The 20,314-nt window shown below is 67.1% G+C and carries 16 protein-coding genes, 1 tRNA gene and 1 pseudogene; 4 read left to right on the plus strand and 14 right to left on the minus strand.

The features are described 5' to 3' along the window. Nucleotides 1-5: 5 nt before the first annotated feature. The 6 genes from Y710_RS10895 to Y710_RS10920 all read right to left on the minus strand — a co-directional run bounded on the left by Y710_RS10895 (nucleotide 6) and on the right by Y710_RS10920 (nucleotide 7,603). A complete protein-coding gene (locus tag Y710_RS10895; RefSeq protein ID WP_062367472.1) occupies nucleotides 6-1,346 on the minus strand; it encodes a protein kinase domain-containing protein in 1,341 nt (446 codons plus the stop codon). Then, complete coding sequence (locus tag Y710_RS10900) at nucleotides 1,343-2,845, minus strand: peptidoglycan D,D-transpeptidase FtsI family protein (protein WP_006896812.1); 1,503 nt, start codon at nucleotides 2,843-2,845, stop codon at nucleotides 1,343-1,345. Before Y710_RS10900 ends, Y710_RS10895 begins: the two co-directional genes overlap by 4 nt. After that, a complete protein-coding gene (locus Y710_RS10905; RefSeq protein ID WP_006896813.1) occupies nucleotides 2,842-4,269 on the minus strand; it encodes an FtsW/RodA/SpoVE family cell cycle protein in 1,428 nt (475 codons plus the stop codon). Before Y710_RS10905 ends, Y710_RS10900 begins: the two co-directional genes overlap by 4 nt. Beyond that, nucleotides 4,266-5,741: a PP2C family protein-serine/threonine phosphatase gene (locus Y710_RS10910; protein WP_006896814.1), complete on the minus strand. Its 1,476-nt coding sequence runs from the start codon at nucleotides 5,739-5,741 to the stop codon at nucleotides 4,266-4,268. Before Y710_RS10910 ends, Y710_RS10905 begins: the two co-directional genes overlap by 4 nt. Then, on the minus strand, nucleotides 5,738-6,202 hold the full coding sequence (locus Y710_RS10915) for an FHA domain-containing protein FhaB/FipA (protein ID WP_006896815.1): 465 nt from the start codon (nucleotides 6,200-6,202) through the stop codon (nucleotides 5,738-5,740). Before Y710_RS10915 ends, Y710_RS10910 begins: the two co-directional genes overlap by 4 nt. Nucleotides 6,203-6,313: 111 nt before the next feature. Further along, nucleotides 6,314-7,603, minus strand: a complete 1,290-nt coding sequence (locus tag Y710_RS10920; RefSeq protein WP_062367473.1) for a DUF3662 and FHA domain-containing protein — start codon at nucleotides 7,601-7,603, stop codon at nucleotides 6,314-6,316. Nucleotides 7,604-7,864: 261 nt separating this feature from the next. On the opposite strand from Y710_RS10920, the gene Y710_RS10925 reads away from it, so the two are divergent. Beyond that, nucleotides 7,865-7,947: transfer RNA gene (locus tag Y710_RS10925), tRNA-Leu, on the plus strand. A 286-nt stretch (nucleotides 7,948-8,233) separates the two neighbouring features. On the opposite strand, the gene Y710_RS10930 is transcribed toward Y710_RS10925, so the two are convergent. Further along, nucleotides 8,234-10,129, minus strand: coding sequence for an alkyl/aryl-sulfatase (locus tag Y710_RS10930; protein ID WP_197078053.1), 1,896 nt, complete (start codon nucleotides 10,127-10,129; stop codon nucleotides 8,234-8,236). 291 nt (nucleotides 10,130-10,420) lie between these two features. Continuing rightward, nucleotides 10,421-10,750, minus strand: a complete 330-nt coding sequence (locus tag Y710_RS10935; protein ID WP_045537527.1) for a hypothetical protein — start codon at nucleotides 10,748-10,750, stop codon at nucleotides 10,421-10,423. Between the two features lie 277 nt (nucleotides 10,751-11,027). Between Y710_RS10935 and Y710_RS10940 the strand changes: the two genes are divergently transcribed. After that, nucleotides 11,028-11,927 carry a hypothetical protein gene (locus tag Y710_RS10940; protein WP_045537525.1) on the plus strand — a complete coding sequence of 300 codons (900 nt, stop codon included), beginning with the start codon at nucleotides 11,028-11,030 and terminating at the stop codon, nucleotides 11,925-11,927. A 50-nt stretch (nucleotides 11,928-11,977) separates the two neighbouring features. Here Y710_RS10940 and Y710_RS10945 read toward each other — a convergent pair whose 3' ends face one another. The 4 genes from Y710_RS10945 to Y710_RS10960 form a co-directional block, all read right to left on the minus strand. Beyond that, on the minus strand, nucleotides 11,978-13,957 hold the full coding sequence (locus Y710_RS10945; protein WP_062367478.1) for a CocE/NonD family hydrolase: 1,980 nt from the start codon (nucleotides 13,955-13,957) through the stop codon (nucleotides 11,978-11,980). Nucleotides 13,958-14,035: 78 nt separating this feature from the next. Beyond that, on the minus strand, nucleotides 14,036-15,310 hold the full coding sequence (locus tag Y710_RS10950) for an ATP-grasp domain-containing protein (RefSeq protein WP_006897922.1): 1,275 nt from the start codon (nucleotides 15,308-15,310) through the stop codon (nucleotides 14,036-14,038). Then, complete coding sequence (locus Y710_RS10955; RefSeq protein ID WP_006897923.1) at nucleotides 15,307-16,248, minus strand: alpha/beta hydrolase; 942 nt, start codon at nucleotides 16,246-16,248, stop codon at nucleotides 15,307-15,309. The genes Y710_RS10950 and Y710_RS10955 overlap by 4 nt, the downstream gene beginning before the upstream one ends. A 120-nt stretch (nucleotides 16,249-16,368) precedes the next feature. Further along, nucleotides 16,369-17,544: a low temperature requirement protein A gene (locus Y710_RS10960; RefSeq protein ID WP_006897924.1), complete on the minus strand. Its 1,176-nt coding sequence runs from the start codon at nucleotides 17,542-17,544 to the stop codon at nucleotides 16,369-16,371. A 184-nt stretch (nucleotides 17,545-17,728) separates the two neighbouring features. On the opposite strand from Y710_RS10960, the gene Y710_RS10965 reads away from it, so the two are divergent. Further along, the gene (locus Y710_RS10965; RefSeq protein ID WP_006897925.1) at nucleotides 17,729-18,430 is read left to right on the plus strand and encodes an MgtC/SapB family protein; all 702 of its coding nucleotides are present in this window, start codon (nucleotides 17,729-17,731) and stop codon (nucleotides 18,428-18,430) included. A 35-nt stretch (nucleotides 18,431-18,465) separates the two neighbouring features. Next, nucleotides 18,466-19,083: a L,D-transpeptidase gene (locus tag Y710_RS19125; RefSeq protein WP_006897926.1), complete on the plus strand. Its 618-nt coding sequence runs from the start codon at nucleotides 18,466-18,468 to the stop codon at nucleotides 19,081-19,083. Nucleotides 19,084-19,087: 4 nt separating this feature from the next. Here the strand turns inward: Y710_RS19125 and Y710_RS10975 are convergent, their stop codons facing one another. Both Y710_RS10975 and Y710_RS19130 read right to left on the minus strand, forming a co-directional pair. After that, on the minus strand, nucleotides 19,088-19,966 hold the full coding sequence (locus Y710_RS10975; RefSeq protein ID WP_006897927.1) for a crotonase/enoyl-CoA hydratase family protein: 879 nt from the start codon (nucleotides 19,964-19,966) through the stop codon (nucleotides 19,088-19,090). Nucleotides 19,967-20,036: 70 nt separating this feature from the next. Further along, nucleotides 20,037-20,314, minus strand: a pseudogene (locus tag Y710_RS19130) (HNH endonuclease); the annotation flags it as partial.

Consider the following 20,314-nt stretch of genomic DNA (forward strand, 5'->3'; position numbering starts at 1 on the left):
ATCGCTCACCCCCCGCCGCCGGGCAGGCCCGGAATCGTGATCGGGGGGAACAACGGCCGCGTCGTCGGCTCCTCCGTCGTCGGCTCCTCGGAGGTCGTCGTCGGCTCCTCGGTGGTGGTGGGCTCCTCGGTGGTGGTGGTCGTGGGCGTGTCCGACGTCGTCTCACGAGTCCGGGTTGTGGTCTCGTCGGTCGTGGTCTCCCGCTCGGTCACCGTGGTGGTGACGTGCGAAGACGAGGGCGTCGGTGCGGTGGGCGTGCGAGGGCTGGTGGTGAGCCAGTAGGCGACGAGCGCGATGGCTGCGAGCAGCAGCAGTGCGGCCACCGCCGTGAGCACCTTGTGCGTGGTGCTCCATCCGCCGTCGTCGACCGGCGTGGCGGCCGTCGAGACGCCGGTCTGCGGCGGCTGCTGCAGGCCGGGCGAAGTCATCGCACGGGTCGACGGGCGCGGTGCCGCGGCAGCGGCGGCGACTCCGGCGGCGCCGAGAGCGCTCCGGGGAATCGGCGGACGGTTGCCCGCGCGGACCGCGGCGACGGCGTCGGCGAACTCGCCGCCGGTCGCATACCGCTGCGCGGGGTCCTTCGACAGCGTGATCTCGATGAGTTCACGCACCGGTGCCGGCAGGTTCTGCGGCAGCGGCGGCGGAGGCTCCTGAATGTGCTTCATCGCGACGGTGATGGCACCGTCGCCCAGGAAGGGCCTGCGGCCGGTGAGCGCCTCGTATCCCACTACGCCGAGCGAGTACACGTCCGATGCGGCGGTCGCCTCGCCCCCGGTGGCCTGCTCCGGAGAGATGTACTGGGCGGTGCCCATCACCATGCCCGTCTGGGTGACGGGCGCGGCGTCGACCGCCTTGGCGATGCCGAAGTCGGTGATCTTGACCTGACCGGTGGGCGTGATGAGGATGTTGCCCGGCTTCACGTCGCGGTGCACGAGACCCGCCGTGTGCGCGGCCTGCAGTGCGCGGCCGGTCTGCTCCAGCATGTCGAGGGTGTGCGGCAGCGAGAGGTGGCCCATCCGGGCGATCACCGAGTTCAGCGGCTCACCGTCGACGAGTTCCATCACCAGGTAGGCCAGCGGGTCGCCGCCGTTGCGATCGGGGGTCTCGCCGTAGTCGAAGACGTTGGCGATGCCCGGATCGTTGAGCCGCGCGGTGGTCTGCGCTTCGGTGCGGAACCGGCCGAGGAACTCCGAATCGTTGGAGTACTCGGCCTTGAGCACCTTGACCGCCACCCGGCGGCCGAGACGTGTGTCCAGGGCTTCCCAGACCTGGCCCATGCCACCAGTGGCGATCAACCGGACCAGTCGGTACCGGTCGGCGATGATGGTGCCGTTCTGCAGGCTCATCGAGCACCTCCCGCGTATGCGTTGATGACAGCGCGTCCGATCGGGGCCGCTGCGAGGCCGCCGTACGAATTCTGTCCCCTATTGCCGTTTTCAATGATGACCGCGACCGCGATCCGTGCGTTCGAACTCGGCGAGAACGCGATGTACCAGGCGTACGGCGTCTCACCTCCGCCGGCCGTGTCCGAATGCTCTGCGGTGCCCGTCTTGGACGCGATGCCCGCCTGGGCGCCGGACGTGTGCTGCTCCGACTTCACCATCATGTCGGTGATCTGATCGGCCTCCTCGGCCGTCAGCGGCCGGTTGAACGCCGACGGCGCCGTGGTGGAGATGGTCCGCAGGTCGGCGGTCTGCAGCTTGTCGACGAGATACGGGCGCATGCGGACGCCGCCGTTGGCGACGGTCGCGGCGATCTCCGCGTTCTCCAGGACGGTCAGCCGCACATCGCGCTGTCCGATCGCCGACTGCGCCAGCGCGGCCCGATCGTCGCCGATGTCGCCGACGGTCGACTTCGCGACGTCCATCGGAATCCCAGGGGGATCCTCGCCGACGCCGAACTGCTTGGCCGTGGCGGTGAACTCCTCCGACGCGTCACCCGGCACCTTCTCGGTCATCAGCTGGGCGAAGGCGGTGTTGCACGAGTACTCGAAGGCCTGCGTCAGGGTCACCGTGCCGTTCGAGGCGCCGGGACACGTGCTGCCGCTGTCGTTCGAGAGGGTCGCGGTGCTGTCGGGAAGCGTGATGACCGACGACGAGGTCAGCCGTGCGTCCGGCGACACCCCGGCCTTGAGCGCGGTCGCAGTGGTGACCACTTTGAAGGTCGAACCCGGCGGATACAGCGCGTTGATCGCACGGTTGGTCAGCGGATCGTCGTTCCCCTCCGCGTTGAACTTCTCCCACGCCTTCTCGGCCTTGCTGAAGTCCTGGGTGGCCAGCGCGTTCGGGTCGTAGCTGGGAGTGGACGCGAGCGCGAGGATCTTGCCGGTGCTCGGTTCGAGCGCGACCACCGCGCCGCGGCACGGCCCCTCGCAGCCGGCGTCGGTGAGTTCGCGGTAGGCCACTCGCTGCAGCTTCGGGTCGATGGTCGTCACGACGTTGCCGCCGCGCGGATCGCGGCCGGAGAACATGTCCATGAACCGCTGGGTGAAGAGGCGGTCGTCGTTGCCGTTGAGGATCGAGTCCTCGGCGTACTCGATGCCGCGGTCGGCCCGGTACACGAACGAGAAGTAGCCGGTGACCGGGGCGAACGTCGTCGGATCGTTCGGGTACTGGCGCAGGTACTTGAAGCGGTTGTCGGTGGGGACCGATTCCGCGAGCACTGTGCCGTCCGCGGCCACGATCACGCCGCGCTGACGCGCGTACTCGTCGAGCAGGACACGTGAGTTGCGCGTGTCGGTGCGGAGCTTGTCGGCCTTGAAGACCTGCACGTAGGTCACGTTGGCGAGCAGGGCCACGATCATGACGATGCAGGCGATGGCGACCTTCTGAATGGGACGGTTCACTGGCGACGCACCGCCCGGGTGGCCATCGCGTCGACCGGACGGCTCGGGCGCGGCTTCGGAACGTCGGGCTCGCGCGAGGCGTTCGAGACCCGGATCAGCAGTGCCAGGAGGATGTAGTTCGCCAGCAGCGACGAGCCGCCGTAGGCCAGGAACGGCGTCGTCAGACCGGTGAGCGGGATCAGCTTGGAGACGCCGCCCAGGACGACGAAGACCTGGAAGACGATCGTGAAGCTCAGGCCGGCGGCGAGCAACTTGCCGAAGCTGTCGCGGACGGCGACTGCCGCGCGGAGTCCGCGGATCGTGACGATCAGGTAGAGCATCAGGATCGCCGCCACGCCGACCAGTCCGAGTTCCTCGCCGAACGAGGTCAGGATGAAGTCGGTGTTGGCGAACGGCACGATGTTGGGACGCCCGGAACCGAGTCCGGTGCCGAACATGCCGCCCGTCGCGAAGCCGAACAGGCTCTGCGCGATCTGGTATCCGTACGTGTCGTACTGCGCGAACGGGTCCTGCCAGATGGAGACGCGGATCCGGAGGTGCTCGAACAGCTGGTAGGCCACCGTGGCGCCGAGGGCGAACAGCGTGACGCCCAGCATCAGCCAGCTCACCCGCGAGGTGGCGATGTACAGCATCGTCAGCACCGTCGCGAAGATCAGCAGCGGCGTGCCGAGGTCGTTCTCGAGCGCGAGGACGCCGATCGCGATCACCCACGCCGCCAGCAGCGGACCGAGGTCGCGCAGGCGGGGGAAGTCGATGCCGGCGAACTGCTTGCCCGCAGTGGTGAACAGGTCGCGCCGGGACACCAGGAACGCCGCGCTGAAGATGATGATGAGGATCTTCGAGAACTCACCCGGCTGGATGCTGAACCCCGGGAGGATGATCCAGTTCCGCGAGCCGTTGACCTCGGCCATCGACGCGGGCAGGATCGCCGGGATGGCGAGGAAGATCAGCCCGCTGACACCCAGGGTGTACGCGTAGCGCGACAGCGTCCGATGGTCGCGCACCACCATCAGGGTGACGCAGAACGCGACGATGCCGAGGACCGCCCACAGCAACTGCTGGTCGGCGTTGTGGGTCACCTCGTCGGCCTTGACGACTTCGTCGTGCCGTGACGATCCCAGGTCCAGACGGTGGATCATCACCAGGCCGAGGCCGTTGAGCAGGGCCACGCACGGCAGCAGCAGCGGATCGGCGTAGGGAGCGAACCGGCGGATCGCCAGGTGCGCGACGCCGAAGAGCGCGATGAAGGCCGCGACGTACTTGACCAGATCCCAGCTGAGGGTCTGGTCCTGCGCGGCCTGAACCGTCAACAGCGCCGCGAAGACCACGAAGACCGCGAACGAGAGCAGCACCAGCTCGGTGCGCCGTCCCGCGCTCTTGGGCCGCGGAGCGGGAGGTGCGTGGACAGGTGGAGCCGACGTCATCCGTCGCTCCTGCAGGTGTTGTGGCCGTCCGCACCGACCGTAGGAATGGGCGCAGACGAGGTCTCACCGGACTTCGGCGCACCGCTGGGTTTCGGGGCCTCCGGCTTCGACGTCTCGGGCCTGGGCGTCTCCGACCGCGGCTCGCCCGGCTTGGGTGCTTCGGGCTTGGGAGTCGCCGGCGGCTCGGGCGGTGCGCACTTGGGCAGGAACTCGAGTCCGCGGACGCGGTCCCGGGTGCTCTCGAGTGAGTTGTTCTTGATGCTGTTGGAGGTCACGGCGCTGCGGCCGATACCGGTGAGGTCGTCGACCTTCATCGGCGTGCACGACGCGGTCGAGTCGGACGGCTGGAACCGGACGGTCGGCGAGTCGGCGGTCAGGTCGTCGACGCAGACCCGCTCCTTCGGCGCCCGCACTGTGAAGAACAGCAGGTTGTCGGGGGTTCCGGAGTAGATCTCGACGTTGCCGTCGACCGCGGTGACGAAGGTGCTCGCCATCGCCTTCGACCGCACCACGAAGAACGCGGTCACCAGAAGTCCGATGATCGCGAGGACCGCGATGATGAGGACCGGCCAGCGCCAGCTCGCCTTCTTGGCGGGCTCGGGTTCGGTGGCGGTGATGGTCGGGCGCGCCGGTGCGGGTGCGGGCGGGCGGAGGGCGGCCGCGCGACCGGCCGCCGTGGCCGGATTGGGGACGTATCCCGCGGAATCGTCCTCGCCCGCGGCGCCGCCGACGATCGGCGTCGAGTCGCCGTACTCGTCGTCGACGACGTCGGCCACCACGACGGTCACGTTGTCCGGACCGCCGCTGCGCAGTGCCAGCTCGATCAGCCGGTCGGCGCAGGCCTTGTGGTCTTCGATGGAACCGAGGGTATCGGCCAGCGTCTCTTCGCTGACGACGTCCGACAGCCCGTCGCTGCAGAGCAGGTAGCGGTCGCCGGCCCGGGCTTCGCGCATGATGAGTGTCGGTTCCACGGCCTGCCCCGTCAGGGCGCGCATGATCAGGGAGCGCTGCGGGTGGCTGTGAGCCTGCTCGGGGGTGATCCGGCCCTCGTCGACCAGACTCTGGACGAAGGTGTCGTCACGCGTGATCTGGCTCAGCTGGCCGTCGCGGTACAGGTAGCCGCGGGAGTCGCCGACATGGCACAGGCCGATCCGGCTGCCGGCGAAGAGGATGGCGGTGAGCGTGGTGCCCATGCCGTCGAGTTCGGGTTGCTTGGCGACTTGCTCGGCGATGGCCGCGTTGCCGTCGGCGGTGGCGCGTTCGAGTGCCGACAGGAGATCGCCGCCGGGCTCGTCGTTGTCGAGCGGTCGCAGCGCCTGGATCACCAGTTGGCTGGCGACCTCGCCCGCCGCGTGACCGCCCATGCCGTCGGCGAGCGCGAGGAGTCGCGCGCCGGCGTAGACGGAGTCTTCGTTGTTCGAGCGGACCAGGCCGCGGTCGCTCCGCGCGATGTAGCGCAGCACTAGGGTCACGGGCGTAACTCAATCACGGTCTTGCCGACCCGGATCGGTGTGTTGATCGGAGCGCGGACGGCGGTGGTCACCTTGGCACGGTCGAGGTACGTGCCGTTCGTCGAACCGAGGTCTTCGACATACCAGTCGTCACCGCGCGGAGAGATGCGCGCATGACGCTCTGAGGCGTAATCGTCGGTGAGAACCAGCGTGGAATCGTCGGCCCGCCCGATCAGGACCGGTTGCGTGCCGAGGGTGATGCGGGTGTTGGCGAGAGCGCCCGCCGTCACCACCAGATAGCGCGCGGTACCGCGGGATCGCGCGGCCCGCTGCTTGCGCTCGGCTCGTCCGGAGGTCAACGGCATCCGTGCGCCACCGGCCGCGGCCAGATCGGCGCGCATCGCCCGGATGATGGCGTACACGAAAAGCCAGAGCAGGATGAGGAATCCGAATCGGATCACCTGCAGCAGGATGCCCTGCATCTACTCCCATCACCTCCCTCACAGACGGGTATCCGGTTCCTCGTACCCCCGGATGCATTCAACGGTCGGGTGACCGTGCAGTCACCCGATGAGCATCTTATGCGGAAACTACTACTGGAACCGGACGGTGATGTCCGAGTGGCCGAGCCGGATGCGGTCGCCGTCGGCGAGCTCCCAGCTGCTGACCTGCAGGTCGTTGACGGTGGTTCCGTTCGTCGAGTTGAGGTCGGTCAGCATGGCGGTCTGACCGTCCCAGCGGATCTCGACATGGCGGCGCGAGACGCCGGTGTCGGGCAGGCGGAACTGCGCGTCCTGACCGCGGCCGACCACATTGGAGCCCTGCCGCAGGGAGAAGGTGCGGTTGCTGCCGTCCTCCAGCACGAGGGTGATGGCCGACGGCGCGTAGCCGGCCGGCTGACCGTAGGCGGCCGGAGCGTACCCCTGCTGCTCGTAGGGCGGCTGCTGCGGAGCGTACTGCTGGTCGTACGCGGGCTGTCCGTACTGCGGCTGGCCGTAGCCCGGCTGCGCGTACTGCTGGTCGTAGCCGCCCTGGTCGTACTGCGGCTGCTGGCCGTAACCCTGCTGGCCCTGGTCGTAACCCTGCTGGCCCTGGTCGTAACCCTGCTGGTCGTACTGGGGCTGCTGGGCGTACTGCTGGTCGTAGCCGGGCTGCTGGTTGTAGTCGTACTGCTGGCTGTAGCCCTGATCGGCCGGCTGCTGCGGCGGGTACTGCTGCGCCTGCTGCTGTCCGTATGCCTGCTGGTCGTAGCCGCCGCCCTGGTCGTACTGCGGCTGCTGGCCGTACGGCTGCTGCGGTTCCTGACCCTGCTGCGGATACCCGCCCTGCTGGTTGTAGTCGTACTGCGGGTAGTTCGGATCGCCCTGCGGGGCGTAGCCGTAGTTCTGGCCGCCCTGGTCGTTTCCGGGGGGATTTGTCATGGCTCGGGCTCCTCGGTCGAGACTTTCAGGTCGGTATGTCGGCTGCTGCTCCGCCGGCGCACGGCGCTGTGCCAGTGGTCGTGGCGCGACGTCGGGGTCGACGACGCCACGAGTGTGGAACTGACCGGTGTGCAACGACGGCGCTTGTTCGAACTCTACGACGACAGACCCGTAAGTCTGCCACCCATTGTCCCGGATGAAGTCCTCCAAATGGCGCGAGAAGATCTTCCGGTTCAGTTCGTACTCGGTTGCGACGTGATCAAGATCCGAGTCGCTCAGCGTCACCACGTAGCTGTTGGCCACCAAGGTCGCGCCGTCGCCCAGGTCTTCGGCCGAGGTCTCGGCCTCCCGCTGCAGGGCGTGCTCGATCTCCTGCGGTGCGACCTTGCCGCCGAAGACCCGGGCGAACCCGCCGTCCACGGCGGACTCGAGCTTGCGCTCGATCCGGTCAAAGAAACCCACGAGATCTCGTGCCCTTTCCCTCGGTTGGCGTGTCGACGTGCATACCTTGTCTCAACATGTTACCGGCCGGAAAGACATGACGGAGACTCGTGAATGACTCCTGTACCGGGCGTCACAGGAGTAACAGGTGGGGCAGGCGGGCGCCAATGTGCGTCGTCGCAGGTCATCACCTCTGTGGAGGCGTGGTTTTTCATTTGGCCGGGTGTGCGTGCTATCTTTTTCAAGTCCACACGGACGCCGGTCGTTCGATCGACCAGCCACGGGCGAGTGGCGGAATGGCAGACGCGCTGGCTTCAGGTGCCAGTGTCCTTCGGGACGTGGGGGTTCAAGTCCCCCTTCGCCCACAGTTGTGATGAGTCGCGACATCGTTTACACACGATGTCGCGACTCATTGCTTTTCCGGGGGGTTCAGGTGTGGCCTTCCGGGCCGGAAACGCCCGAGACCTTTAACCACCCGATGGCTTGAGACCCAAGACCGGTAGGGCGAATCCTCTTGGTCGCAGCACGCACAAGACTGCCAGGACTGCCCACCTCCGCACGCGGAGGCGGGCAGTCCTGTGCGTGCACCTGCACGCTCGCGCCGCTTTCGTGACTGCTCCGGAGTGACGTGGTCAAACGCCCCGCGTTGGATCAGGGCGTGACGATGGAGAAGTCGGGGTCGCCCGGATCGATGACCGAGGCGAGTCGTTCCAGCACCGTCGTGTCACCGCTGAGTTCGATGCCCGCCTCGGTGAGACGGTCGGCGGAGAGGGCTCCGGTGGCGAGCACCGGAAGCGCCTGCTTCGTGGTCGTGATCGTCAGCTCCGCGTCACCGCTCTGGGGTGCGGAACTGTAGGTCAGGGCGCCGTTGGACAGCCGGAGCCGGTAGCGAACGTCGGCGTCGGTGAGCACGACGTCGATGCTCAGCTTCAGTTCCCACGCGCGCGGACCGTTGATCTGGATCGCGACAGCGTCGAAGAGCATCTCAGGGGTGAGCGCGGAGATCACGTCGGGCGACGCCGAGACGGTCGGCGTGCCGAACTTGCCTTCGCGGAGCTCGGTGGCGCCGGACAGGTAGATGTTGCGCCACACGCCGTTCTCGCATCCGTAGCCGAGCTGCTCGAAGGTATCGGCCAGGAGGGTGCGGGCCCCGGCGTGGTCGGGCTCGGCGAACACGACGTGACTGAGGACCTCCGCGGCCCATCGGAAGTCGCCTTCGTCGAAGGCCGCCTGGGCGTTCGCTACGGCCGCATCGGCGCCGCCCGCGAGCTTGACGTAGCGCTTGCCCTGCGCGACCGGCGGATGCTGCCAGAGGTGGGCCGGGTTGCCGTCGTACCAGCCCATGTATCGCTGGTAGATCGCCTTGAGATTGTGGCTCACCGAGCCGTAGTAGCCGCGCGCATGCCAGGCGTTCTCCAGCACGGGCGGGAGTTCGAGGTGCTCGGCGATCTCGATTCCGGTCCAGCCCTGGTTGATCAGCCGCAGCGACTGGTCGTGCAGGTAGGCGTAGAGGTCGCGCTGCTCGGAGAGGAACTTGACCACGCGCTCGTTGCCCCACGTCGGCCAGTGATGAGAGGCGAAGACCACCTCGGCCTCGCCGCCCCACAGGTCGATGGTCTCGGTCAGGTATCCGGCCCACGCATGCGGGTCACGCACCAGCGCGCCACGCAGAGTCAGCAGGTTGTGGAGCGTGTGGGTGGCGTCCTCGGCCGCGCACAGCGCCTTGTGCTCGGGGAAGTAGACCAGGAACTCGGCCGGCGCCTCGGTGCCCGGGGCCATCTGGAAGACCATTCGGACGCCGTCGACGACTTCTTCCTGGCCGGTGGTGGTGATGTCGAGTGTCGGCGCGATCAGAGTGATGTTGCCGGTGGCGACGGTCTGCGCCAGACCGGTTCCGATGGCGCCCTGGGGGCCGCGAGCGAGGGCTGCACCGAACATGTACGCAGATCGGCGGGCCATGGCAGTGCCCGCGTAGACGTTCTCCGACGCGGCGTGCTCGGTGAAGTGCTCGGGGGCGATGACCGGAACTCGGCCCGAGTCCACGTCCTCCTGACTCACGATGCCGCGAACACCGCCGAAGTGGTCGACGTGCGGATGGGTGTAGAGCACGCCGGTGACGGGCCGGTCGCCGCGGTGTTCGCGGTACAACTCCAGTGCGGCCGCGGCCGTCTCCTCGGTCACCAGCGGGTCGAGGACCAGAACACCGGTGTCGCCCTCGATGAAAGTGACGTTGGAAAGATCGAACCCGCGAACCTGGTAGATCCCAGGAACGACTTCGAAGAGGCCCTGGATCGAGTTCAGCTGCGACTGTCGCCACAGGTTCGGATTCGCGGTGTCGGGGGCTTCGCCCTGCAGGAAGTCGTAGGTGTCGTTGTCCCACACCACGGTTCCCTCGGCGTTCCTGATCGCATTCGGAACGCGCTTGCCGAGCAGACCGCGATTGGCGTCCTCGAAATCCTGCGTGTCAGAGAACGGAAGCCGTTCTCGAAGTGCGGCGTTCTGCGCGATGATGGTGGCCGTCGCCTCGCGTGAATTGGATGACATCATTTCCTCTCATAAACCGCCGGTTCGGCTTCACCGTAGGTCCGCACGATCGGACTCAGTGGAACCACTCACCGGCAACGGGTGACCATCCCAGGGCGAAGACTGCACATCCGGAATTCGCGGTGTCGAGTGCGCCGAACTCCTGAGAGATGCCAGGATCACCACACGTCTACCGAGTGGTGTGGGAGTCCTCGGCCACGTCTCGGAGATTCTCGGGATCCCGGCGAACTGCGCGACAACCGAGCGGTACCGCACAGCGACTCCACCGGCACGATCATCCACCCGAGCCGTTGTTCAGGGCGCCGAGGCGGCCATGAAAGGCAGGATCAGCGCCGGCAGCATCATGGTCAGCAGCAGCCAACCGACGCCCTGCCACTCCACCCAGCTGCGTCCACGGCGGTATGCACGGAAGGCCATCGCCAGAGCGACGAGGCCGCCCACCCCCAGGACTCCGGGGACGGCGGCCGCCAAACCGATCGGGGCGCCGCCGATCACGAAGGCGACCAGTACACCCAATGCGATCACCACAACGGCGCCGAGGAACAGCGCCGGCGACCTCAAGTCCTTCGGGTGGCCCCAGCGCTTCTCCGCATCTCTGCGCGCGGCGTCCGGCCTGCTGTTCATGCCGGACGGATACCCACGTGAGGCCGGGATCAACCATCCTGTGGCCCGGAGTTTGATCCACGTCACAGTCGGGTATCCGACACCAGGTTCCCCGTGTCGGGGACGAGGTGGACAGGAGTGACGATATGGCTTCTACTGCACCGGGATCGGTTCCTGGATCGCCGGCTCGACGCCGATTGACCTCCGGTCACCTCGCCGATCGCGACGTGGTCGTTCACAACGGTCTGCGCACGACGTCGACGGGCTCCGCCGTCGCCACGACGATCACGTCAGTCCGATGAGGGCCGCGTCATCGGTCGATCGCCCGCTGCTCCCGCCCGCTCGAGGCCCGGTCTCCGACGTGGTGATCGACTGTCTTCGGCGGAACCGCGAAGCGGCGGTCATCTCGTACGACCGGACCGTGTGTCTCTCCGAAGCGTGGTCCGACGACGCGATGCTCGCGCTCGTGGTTCTTCACGAACTCCACTACCGCGGGTGGCACGGGGTCGACTCGGAACGTTGTTCGGACCGGCATCTGACGAAGATTCGCCTGCTCCTCGAAGATCGATTCTTCACGAAGGTCTCATCGAGGTATTGCGGCGCTCGGGGTTCGACGCGCGGGGTGCCGAGCACCGAGCCCGCACACTCGTCCGGCGGCGACGCCTTTCTCGCGCTGGACGGGTATCTCGCCGAGGTGGCCGATCTGCGGGAGTTCGCCGACTATTTCGCGGTGGGCTCGTTGTTGTCTCCGCGGGGTTCGTCGTCGCAGCGGGAAGTGTTCGACGGAGTACTCGAATCGTTCGGGCTCGACACGGGCTATCTGGCTTACCTGCCGACGGCACCGGCTGCGGCGCTCGGCCCGCTGGTATTGACCGATTGCGTGCGAATACGGCCGACGTGGCGCAGCGCTGCGGTCGGCCGTGCCACCGCGGCGGAAGTGAACGCCACGACGAGGTCCGCCGGCATCCTCCTCGGACTGCAACGGCTCGGAGCGGCCGACGCCGCGATCCATCGCTATCTCGCGCAACTGCAGGGACAGGCAGGCCCTTCAGGAGACGTGCGTCGAACCGGCCTCGACACCTTCGAACCCGGCGAGCAGGAGGTGGTCGCGGGTATGCGCGCCCATCAGACCGTGGAGGAACGATTGTCGATCGCCTTCCGCGACGCCTGGCGCCGCGGCCGCACACTGGTGACCTGACCGCTCCGCAGCCGGGCCCGGGCCTTCGGAGACGACCGCTCGACGCAAGATCAAACGAGACGACGCGGAATCCGCCGATCCCAGCTCTCCGCGTACACCCGACGAGAGCCTCGATCGTCGAGCTCGTAGGCATCGAGTTCGGCGGTCAGAATGAATTCGTTGCTCGTCGAAGAGAGCACGGTGTGCGTCTTCACCTCGATACGCCAGTCGCCGCGTTCGACGCGCCGCACCGTGCGCGTGGTACCGCGCGCGGATGTCACGTCGTTGTTCCGGTACTCGAACCACTCGGTGGCCGACCGCGTCACCGCGGTGTCGGTCTCCTCGATCAGGGTGGTTCCCTGATCGTCTTCGATCTCGACTGTGGTGGTGCCGAACGCGAGGTCGCGGGTGGTGCGCCAATGGTGCCGACCCGACTCCAGGTTCCGGCGAGCCATCGGCGGCGCGCTCTTCGGCGTACCCAGGTCCTTGAGTAGGGCGTCGGCGTCACGCGGAGGACGCACCGGGACGCTGAGCCGGGATTCGCCGGTGTAGACGGTGACGGTCGCCGGCTCCGGCGGCGGCCAGGCGAGCGGGAAGTACGAGGTGGACAACGACAGCCGCAGTCGGTGCCCGGCGGGCAGACGCTGTGCCAGTCCGTTGAGTTCGACGTCGATTCGGTATTTGGTTCCCGGTTCCAGAGGCTCCGGCGCAGCGCTCGAATTCCGGTGCGTGAGATTGCAGAGACCGTAGGTGATGCGGGTGGCCTCTCCGTTCGGGGCGATGTCGGAGAGACGGGCCGCGATCTGAGCGACCGGCTTGTCCGCCTCAACCGCCGCGGTCAACGTCGGTCGCCCCAGGATCTCCATGTCGTGTGCCATCGGCTCTGTCTCGAACACGAGTGCGCCGCCGTCCTCGTCGCGCTGGTCGGTGGGGAGGTCCGGCGTCGCGGCGTACGACGCCCACTTCCCGCCCGATCCACCGACCGACAGCGGCGACAGGATCGCCAACGGTCGCGGCCGCACCTCGGTGCTGTCGACGAAGTCGTCGAGCGTGTATCGAGTGAGTACGTACTCGTGATCGTCGATGCGCGACGACGGCCAGCTGTCCTCGCCGACCCAGCGGCCCGGCCGTTCGTCGTACGCGGGGTTCGGCGCGATGCTGTCCTGCATCCAGGCCCGCAGCATCGGCCCGTCCATCGCTCCGTTGTCGATGCCCTTGAGCCAGTGATCCCACCACCGGACGGTCTCGTTCAGGAAGTCGATCGCCGGACCGGGCACACCGAGGTGCGGATACTTATGACCCCACGGGCCGATGAGCCCCTTGCGCGGAACGTCGAGGTTCTCCAGCAGGCGGAAGATGGCGTTCGTGTAGCCGTCGGCCCAGCCGCCGACGGACATCACCGGCACCTGGATCTGTGAGTAGTCCTCCGAGACGGACGCGCGCTTCCAGTAGTCATCGCGATGCTGGTGCTCGATCCACTCCGCGGCCCAGAGACCGCTGCCCTCCAGTCGTTCGCGCCACATCTCGCGCCACCGCGGTCCGACGATGTCCGGATCCGGGGGGAGGCTGTTATTGACGAACATGACGGTGGCCTCCGAGAGATTGTCGGAGAGGAGGCACCCGCCCATGTAGTGCATATTGTCGACGTAGAGGTCGTCGGTCGCGGATGCGCTGATGATCGCTCTCAGCGCCGGTGGTCGGCGCGCCGCAACGTGCAGGCTGTTGAAACCGCCCCACGAGATGCCCATCATCCCGACATTGCCGTCGCACCAGGGCTGCTCGGCGAGCCAGGCGATCACTTCGCAGGCGTCCTCCTGCTCGCTCGGCAGGTACTCGTCCCGCAGCACTCCGTCGGAGTCGCCGGTGCCCCGGATGTCGACGCGCACGGACGCATATCCGTGCCCGGCGATATAGGGGTGATGCAGACTGTCACGCTCACGCGTGTCATCACGCTTGCGGTACGGGAGGTACTCGAGCACTGCGGGCACCGGTTCGGAGTTCGCGTCCTCCGGCATCCACACGCGGGCGGCGAGCCGTGTCCCGTCATGCATCGTGATGAACAGGTTCTCGATCACTTCGACGCGGCGGTCGAACCGGTGACAACCTCCATGCTCTATCCTCCCCGTAGGTCACTCGAACGTGAACGGCAAGAGTTCCGACGCTCGCTCGTAGGCCTGCTCCAGATCGTCCACCTCCTGACCGCCGACGTACACCGTCGCCAGGACGTAGCGGTAGGGGTCTTGGTTGGGCAGTTCGCTGAGACGATCGCCCGGCTGCACATCCACCTCGACTGTGCATCCCGGTTCCTCTGCGCGCAGCCGTGCCAGATCGTGCTGGGTCGGCGTCGACGTCACGACCCCGTCGTCGGCGCGGCCGAGCAGACACTTGGACGCCATCCGGTACGGGCCGCGCCGAGAGCCGGGTTCGGGCCGTCGCCCGAGAGCCACATCGATGGCGTACTCGTGGTTCGACGTGCCGTCCACCCGCAGGAACAGCTCACTGTGCGACTGCGAGATTCGTGTGTTGACCTCGATCACCCAGAGTTTGTCGATCTCGTCGTCCCACATGAATTCGACGTTGAAGCAACCGTTGTCGAACCCGATGTGTCGCAGGTAACGTTCGCTCACGTCGAGCATCCGGGCGATGAGTTCGTCGCCCACCGAGCCCGCCGGGTAGTCCAGTCGGTCGAAGGTGAGACCGTTGGAGCTCTTGCGCATGTCGAAGACGCCGTGGGTGATGAATTCTCCTCGGTACATTGAGCCTTCGGGCGCCACCTGCCGTCCCGAGATGATCTGCTCGGCAAGACAGCTGTTGCCGCTGAAGCGCTCGATCTCCGGAGGTAGGTCGACCATGCCCAACGCCTGATTGAAGGCGTCGCCGATCACCGTGATCTCGCGGCGGATCTGGGCCACCGCCTCGTAGAACTCGTCAGCGTCGTGGATTTCGAAGCCTAGTTGCGATGAGTGCGACTTCACCGGCTTCACCCAGAACGGGAATGCCACCTCGATTCCGCTCAGCGGGTCGTCGTCGAAGGGGTCGAACGCCGCGAAATCCGGGACGCACTCGGGTACTGCCTCGGCCTGCATCAATCGAGACCAGTACTTGTGTTCGCACGTCAGGAAGCTCTTGAGACTGGGCGACGGTATCGAGTTCTCCATGGCCAGGATCGGCACCAGGATGCTGGTCGGAAAGTCCCAGTGGGCGACGATGGCGTCCACCCGGCCCAGCGTCGCGAGTTCTTCGCGGGCTCGGTCGAGCAGCGACTCGAGGTCGAAATGAGGCGCGGCGGTGAGCGTCTCGACGTCCAGGAGACTGTGGAACCGCATCTGGTCGGCGCCGGGCAGTGCCTCGAGTTCGGCTCGCTGCCGGTCGCTGAGGCCCGGGACCACCACGTTGACAGTCACTGCATCGACCCCTTCGAGGTCGTGGATCGTCCCCGCAGGTGCGACCCTCCGTCTTCGAGACGTTCGGAAATGAAGGCCTCGAGTTCCCTGCGCGCCCGACTGGCCTCCGGGATCTTGTGCATGATCCAGTTGTGGAACATGCCCGGATGCTCCTTGAGGCTGATCGTGGCGCCTGCTGATCGCGCCCGGCCGACGAAATCGCGGGCATCCGGGTTGAGGACGTCGCGTGTGCCCGTGAAGACGATCGTCGGGGGCAGCGCCGAGAGTCGCTCGCCGTCGACGGGCCCGAAGTCGGTGGGCGGCGCGTTCCCGGCGAACCACCGTCCCGCTTGACGCAGACCGGCGATCCCGAGTTCCGGATCATCGGGGTCGATCGCGTCGGCTTCCGGCATCGAGACCGTGAGATCAATCCATGGCGAGAGCAGTACGACGGCGTCCGGTTCGGTTCGCAATCTCCGATCACCGCAGCACAGTTCGAGAGCCAGTCGGCCGCCTGCGGAGTCACCCGAGAGCACAGTGGGCCCGGGTGCGCCTGCTAGATAGGTGTGCGCCGCATCGGCCACCGCCGGGATGATCGTGCGGTGATCCGCCGATGGGCAGAGCGGATAGATAGGCATGATCACAGAGGCGTCGGCGGCCCGCGCCAGCCACGCGAGGAACCGCCAATGATGGCGCTGCGGCTCCTCGACGAAGCCACCGCCATGAAGGTGCAGTATGCGGGTGTCGCCTGCACCGTCGCGCGGTTCGATGCGGTAGCAGCGCATGTCGCCGACGTGTTCGAGAGAGACCTGCACCGTGGGCAGCCACGGCGGCGTGGTCATGCTCTTGCGCTGGTGCCGGGGGAGGCGCTCGGTCATCACCGCCGGGTCTGCATAGAACTTCTTGCTCCTCGTCGCGCGCAGTGAGGCCATCGTCAATCGAGCCGGTATCGAGACCATCGGGTCCCTTCCCTTCCGTGTCCGTTCAATGTCCTGGGGCACGGGGTTCCCGGGTCGCGGTTGCGCGAAACGTGGGGTGCGGCGACTGCCAGCCGGCGGAAACGGGAGGGTGCGAATGCCTCAGGACTTCGCGACCGCGGCGTCGTTCCGGTGATGCCAGGACGCGGAGGCGACTCCGGCGGCGAGGATCGCAGCGACCAGCGCGGCCAGCACGAGGAGCTCGATACCTGTCGATGCGGCGACAACGCCGATTGCCGCCAGGACGGCGAGGGTTGACGCCGTGACAGTCGATTCGAAGCGGTCCAGGCCGCCGATCGACGCCACGAAGAGCGCGAGGCCGATGTAGAACAGCGCCGGGCCACCGGCGAGGAGCAGCGCGTAGACGGTGGTCGTCTCATCGTGGGGATGCGCGAGCATCTTCTCGGTGCCGACGGCGGTCACGATCACGCCGCCGACCAGGATGGCGTGCGCATATGCGAAGCCTCCGCGGGCGAGGGCGGTCGGATCGTCGGCCTCTTCGAGCCGTCGTTCGGTGCGCTCCGAATGGTGGGCGAAATACAGCCACCAGAAGGCGACCGGGACGGCGAACGCCACCCCCAGTGCAACGAATGAGTACAGGCTCGATTCCATGTGCATGAACTCGCGCCCGATGGAAAGGACCGTCTCGCCGAGCGCGATGATGAAGATCAGCCGATTACGTTCCACGAGATGTGCGGGCGTCAATTCCCACATCCGCATGTCGATTCCGCCGAACCGCGGCAGCCAGGTGCGCAGGAGCGGGGCGGCGACGTCGATGGCGAGGGCGACGATCCAGACGATCAGCCGGGTGTCGGGTTCGCAGAACGCGCCGATCACCCACACCGCGGCGGCCACGGCGGACCATGCGAGCAGATGCGCGTAATTGCGGCCGATCTGCTGTCCGCGCATCGCAATCGCGATGAACAACGGCCTGACCACCTGCATCGCAGCCAGCGCGATGGCGAACTGGGGTCCTCGGTCGCCGAACGCCTCAGGGATGGACGCGGCCATCACCAGGCTCAACAGCATGAGGACGACCAGCAGGATCCGGACGGGGATGCGGGCTGGGTCGACGAAGTTGGTGGCCCACGCGGTGTAGTTCCACACCCACCAGACTCCGCCGAACATGACGATCACCTCGACGGTCCCGCGGCCGGTGAGGTGCTCGGCGAAAAACGATGCGAGTTGGCTGAACGCGAATACGTAGACGAGGTCGAAGAACAACTCGATGGTCGCGACCTCGCCGCCCTTGCTGCGTGCTCGCCCCAATGCCGGCATAGCCACGGCCGACCCCCTTCGTCGAACTCCCTGACGGTGCGGCTCAGCGTAGCTTGACGCCGACTCGAGCTGAGGGCGTAACGACGTCGCGGGGAGTGCCGATGCCGGTTTCACGTGGAACCAGTCGGCAGAATCTCTCAGCGCCACTCCGGTGCGCTTGCTCCGGGAGTACCGTCGAACGACGATGGCACTCGCTGACGCGTTGGAGCAGCAGGGCTGGCCCCAAGTGGGTGAGCTGGTACTCGCGTTTGTCCTCAGCGCGCTGATCGGGCTTGAGAGACAGCTTCGCGGGCGCAGTGCCGGGCTCCGCACTCAGGCGATCGTGGGCACTTCCGCCGCACTGTTCATGCTGATCAGCAAGTACGGATTCATGAATGTGCTTTCGGACGAAGTGGTCGTCGATCCGTCGCGAGTGGCCGCTCAGGTGGTGTCGGGCATCGGCTTCCTTGGAGCGGGCATCATTCTGACGCGCCGGGGTGCGGTGCGCGGCCTCACGACTGCGGCCTCAGTGTGGGAGACCGCAGCGATCGGCATGGCGGCCGGCGCCGGCCTGTGGCTGCTGGCCGTGGTGGTGACCGCGCTGCACTTCGTGACGGCGTATGGACTGCGGGCCCTGTCGCGACTGTTGCCCGGGCAGGTCTCCGAATCGCAGATCGAAGTCACCTACGCCGACGGGCACGGATTACTGCGGCAGATCATCGAGTCGATCACCAGCGGCGGGTGGACGATACGGCAGGCCCGGCCTCAGGACGTGGAAGTCGACGGCACCGCCGCACTGATCCTGGAGGTGGCCGGGGGAGCGAGGACGGAGGCGTTGGTCGCGGCTCTCGCCGAGATCGACGGCGTCCGTGAGGTGCAGGTCCTATCCGAGCAGGAGTCGGAATAGCTACCCTGGGCCATCGCGAGTGCGAGGAGACCAGGGTGGCGGAAGTGGCGAGCGGCAACCGACTGCGCAGCGGTGTGCGCGGGTACGCGGCGCCGCTCGCCCTGGCGACCGCGGCACTGGTGGTGACGGTGGCGCTGCTTCTCCATCTGACGTGGAACACGAACTCTGCCGCGGTGCAGCCCGCCACGCATGCCGCGGCGGTTCCGGCGAGCACGATCTCCGATCCCGCCGCCATTCGCGCAGCAGGAAGTGCCGAGTGCCGGACCAACGCGCCCGGACGACGACTGATCCGAGTCAGTCTGTCCCAGCAAGCCATGTGGATGTGCGACGGGCGACGTCCGGTGTCGTCGTCACCGGTGACGACGGGGAACGTCGCGCGCGGTGACGGCACGCCGACCGGCACCTGGACCGTTCAGAGCCGAGAGACGAATCGGGACCTCGTCGGACCCGGCTACCGAGACCATGTTCGCTACTGGCTGCCGTTCTTCGGTGACTTCGGATTCCACGACGCACCGTGGCAGAAGACGGCGTTCGGCGACCGCGAAGCCTTCAAGACCGCGGGATCTCGCGGATGCGTCCACGTTCCGGGACCAGAGATGAAGCATCTCTACGACTGGGCCGAGGTCGGCACGACGGTGACCGTGGCCGAGTGAGGCGCTACTCCCGCGTCCACTCGTCATAGAACTCCGGCATCCGAGACGCCTTCGAATCGAACTCGGCCGGTCGCTTCTCGAGGAAGGCTCGAACACCGTCGTCGCCGTCGCCGATGCTCGTGTAGAACATCGCGAGCGAATCGATGCGATGGGCCTCTGTCGGATGTTCTTGCGCCGCGTTGCGGTACAGCATCTGGCGGGCGAGCGCGACGGCCACCGGCGAACGGCCCTGAGTCCAGGAGTCGGCGAGCGAGCGCGCAGCGTCGAGCAGATCCTCCGGCTCGTGGACGCTCTGTGCCAGGCCGGCGTCGAGTGCGCTCTGCGCATCGAGGATGTCGGCGCGGTACACCAGGTCGAGCGCTTTCGGGAGGCCGACCACTCGAGGGAGGAACCACGATGACGCCGCCTCGGGAACGATGCCGAGACGTCCGAACACGAAGCCGATCCGGCCCTTGGTCGATATGAGTCGAGCGTCCATCGGCAGCGTCATCGTGGCGCCGATGCCGACTGCGGCGCCGTTGACGGCCGCGATCACCGGTTTGCGGCAAGCGTAGATCGCGAGCGTCACCCGCCCGCCGGTGTCGCGAATCCGCGCGATTCCGGGATCATCCAGATCGGCCATGTCCGCGAGCGTGGGCCGCTTGGCGCCGTCGAGCCCGAACACATTGTCGCCCTCGGTCGCCAGGTCCATGCCGGCGCAGAACGCACGTCCGTTGCCGGTGACGATGACAGCCCGAACGGAGTCGTCATCGTTGACCGAACGGAAGGTGTGCTCCAATTCCTGCGCCATCTCGACGGTGAAGGCGTTGAGATGGTCGGGGCGGTTGAGCCGGACTGTGAGGATGCCGTCTTCGTTCTCGTGCGTCAGCGTCGTCAGTTCCATGCGATGTGCTCCCTGGTCGGCGGGTGTGTCGATTGCAGCTTAGAAGCGCGGCGCACCTTGGGAGGACGCGTCAGGCCGCGGCGTGGGGTGACTGGGCAGATTCGGAATCTGCCGGGGGAGCTTGTGACTCCTGCGGTGGAGTCCGAGGCGGCGGATGCGCCGGCGGTGGGCCCGATTCTTGCCGATGCAGTTCTGGCGGGTGCAGGTGCCGTGCTTGTCCGGCGTGGTGGATGGGGTTCAGGCGCCAAGGTTGATCGGTGGTGGCCGGTCGCCAGCCCATGCGTCCGGCATCGGGTCCGTCGGTGAGGGTGGTGGTCTCCCATTGTCCGCGGTTGGTGCCGACGGCGC

It is taken from the genome of Gordonia sp. QH-12 (genome assembly GCF_001578675.1).
In the GTDB taxonomy this organism is placed as follows: domain Bacteria; phylum Actinomycetota; class Actinomycetes; order Mycobacteriales; family Mycobacteriaceae; genus Gordonia; species Gordonia sihwensis.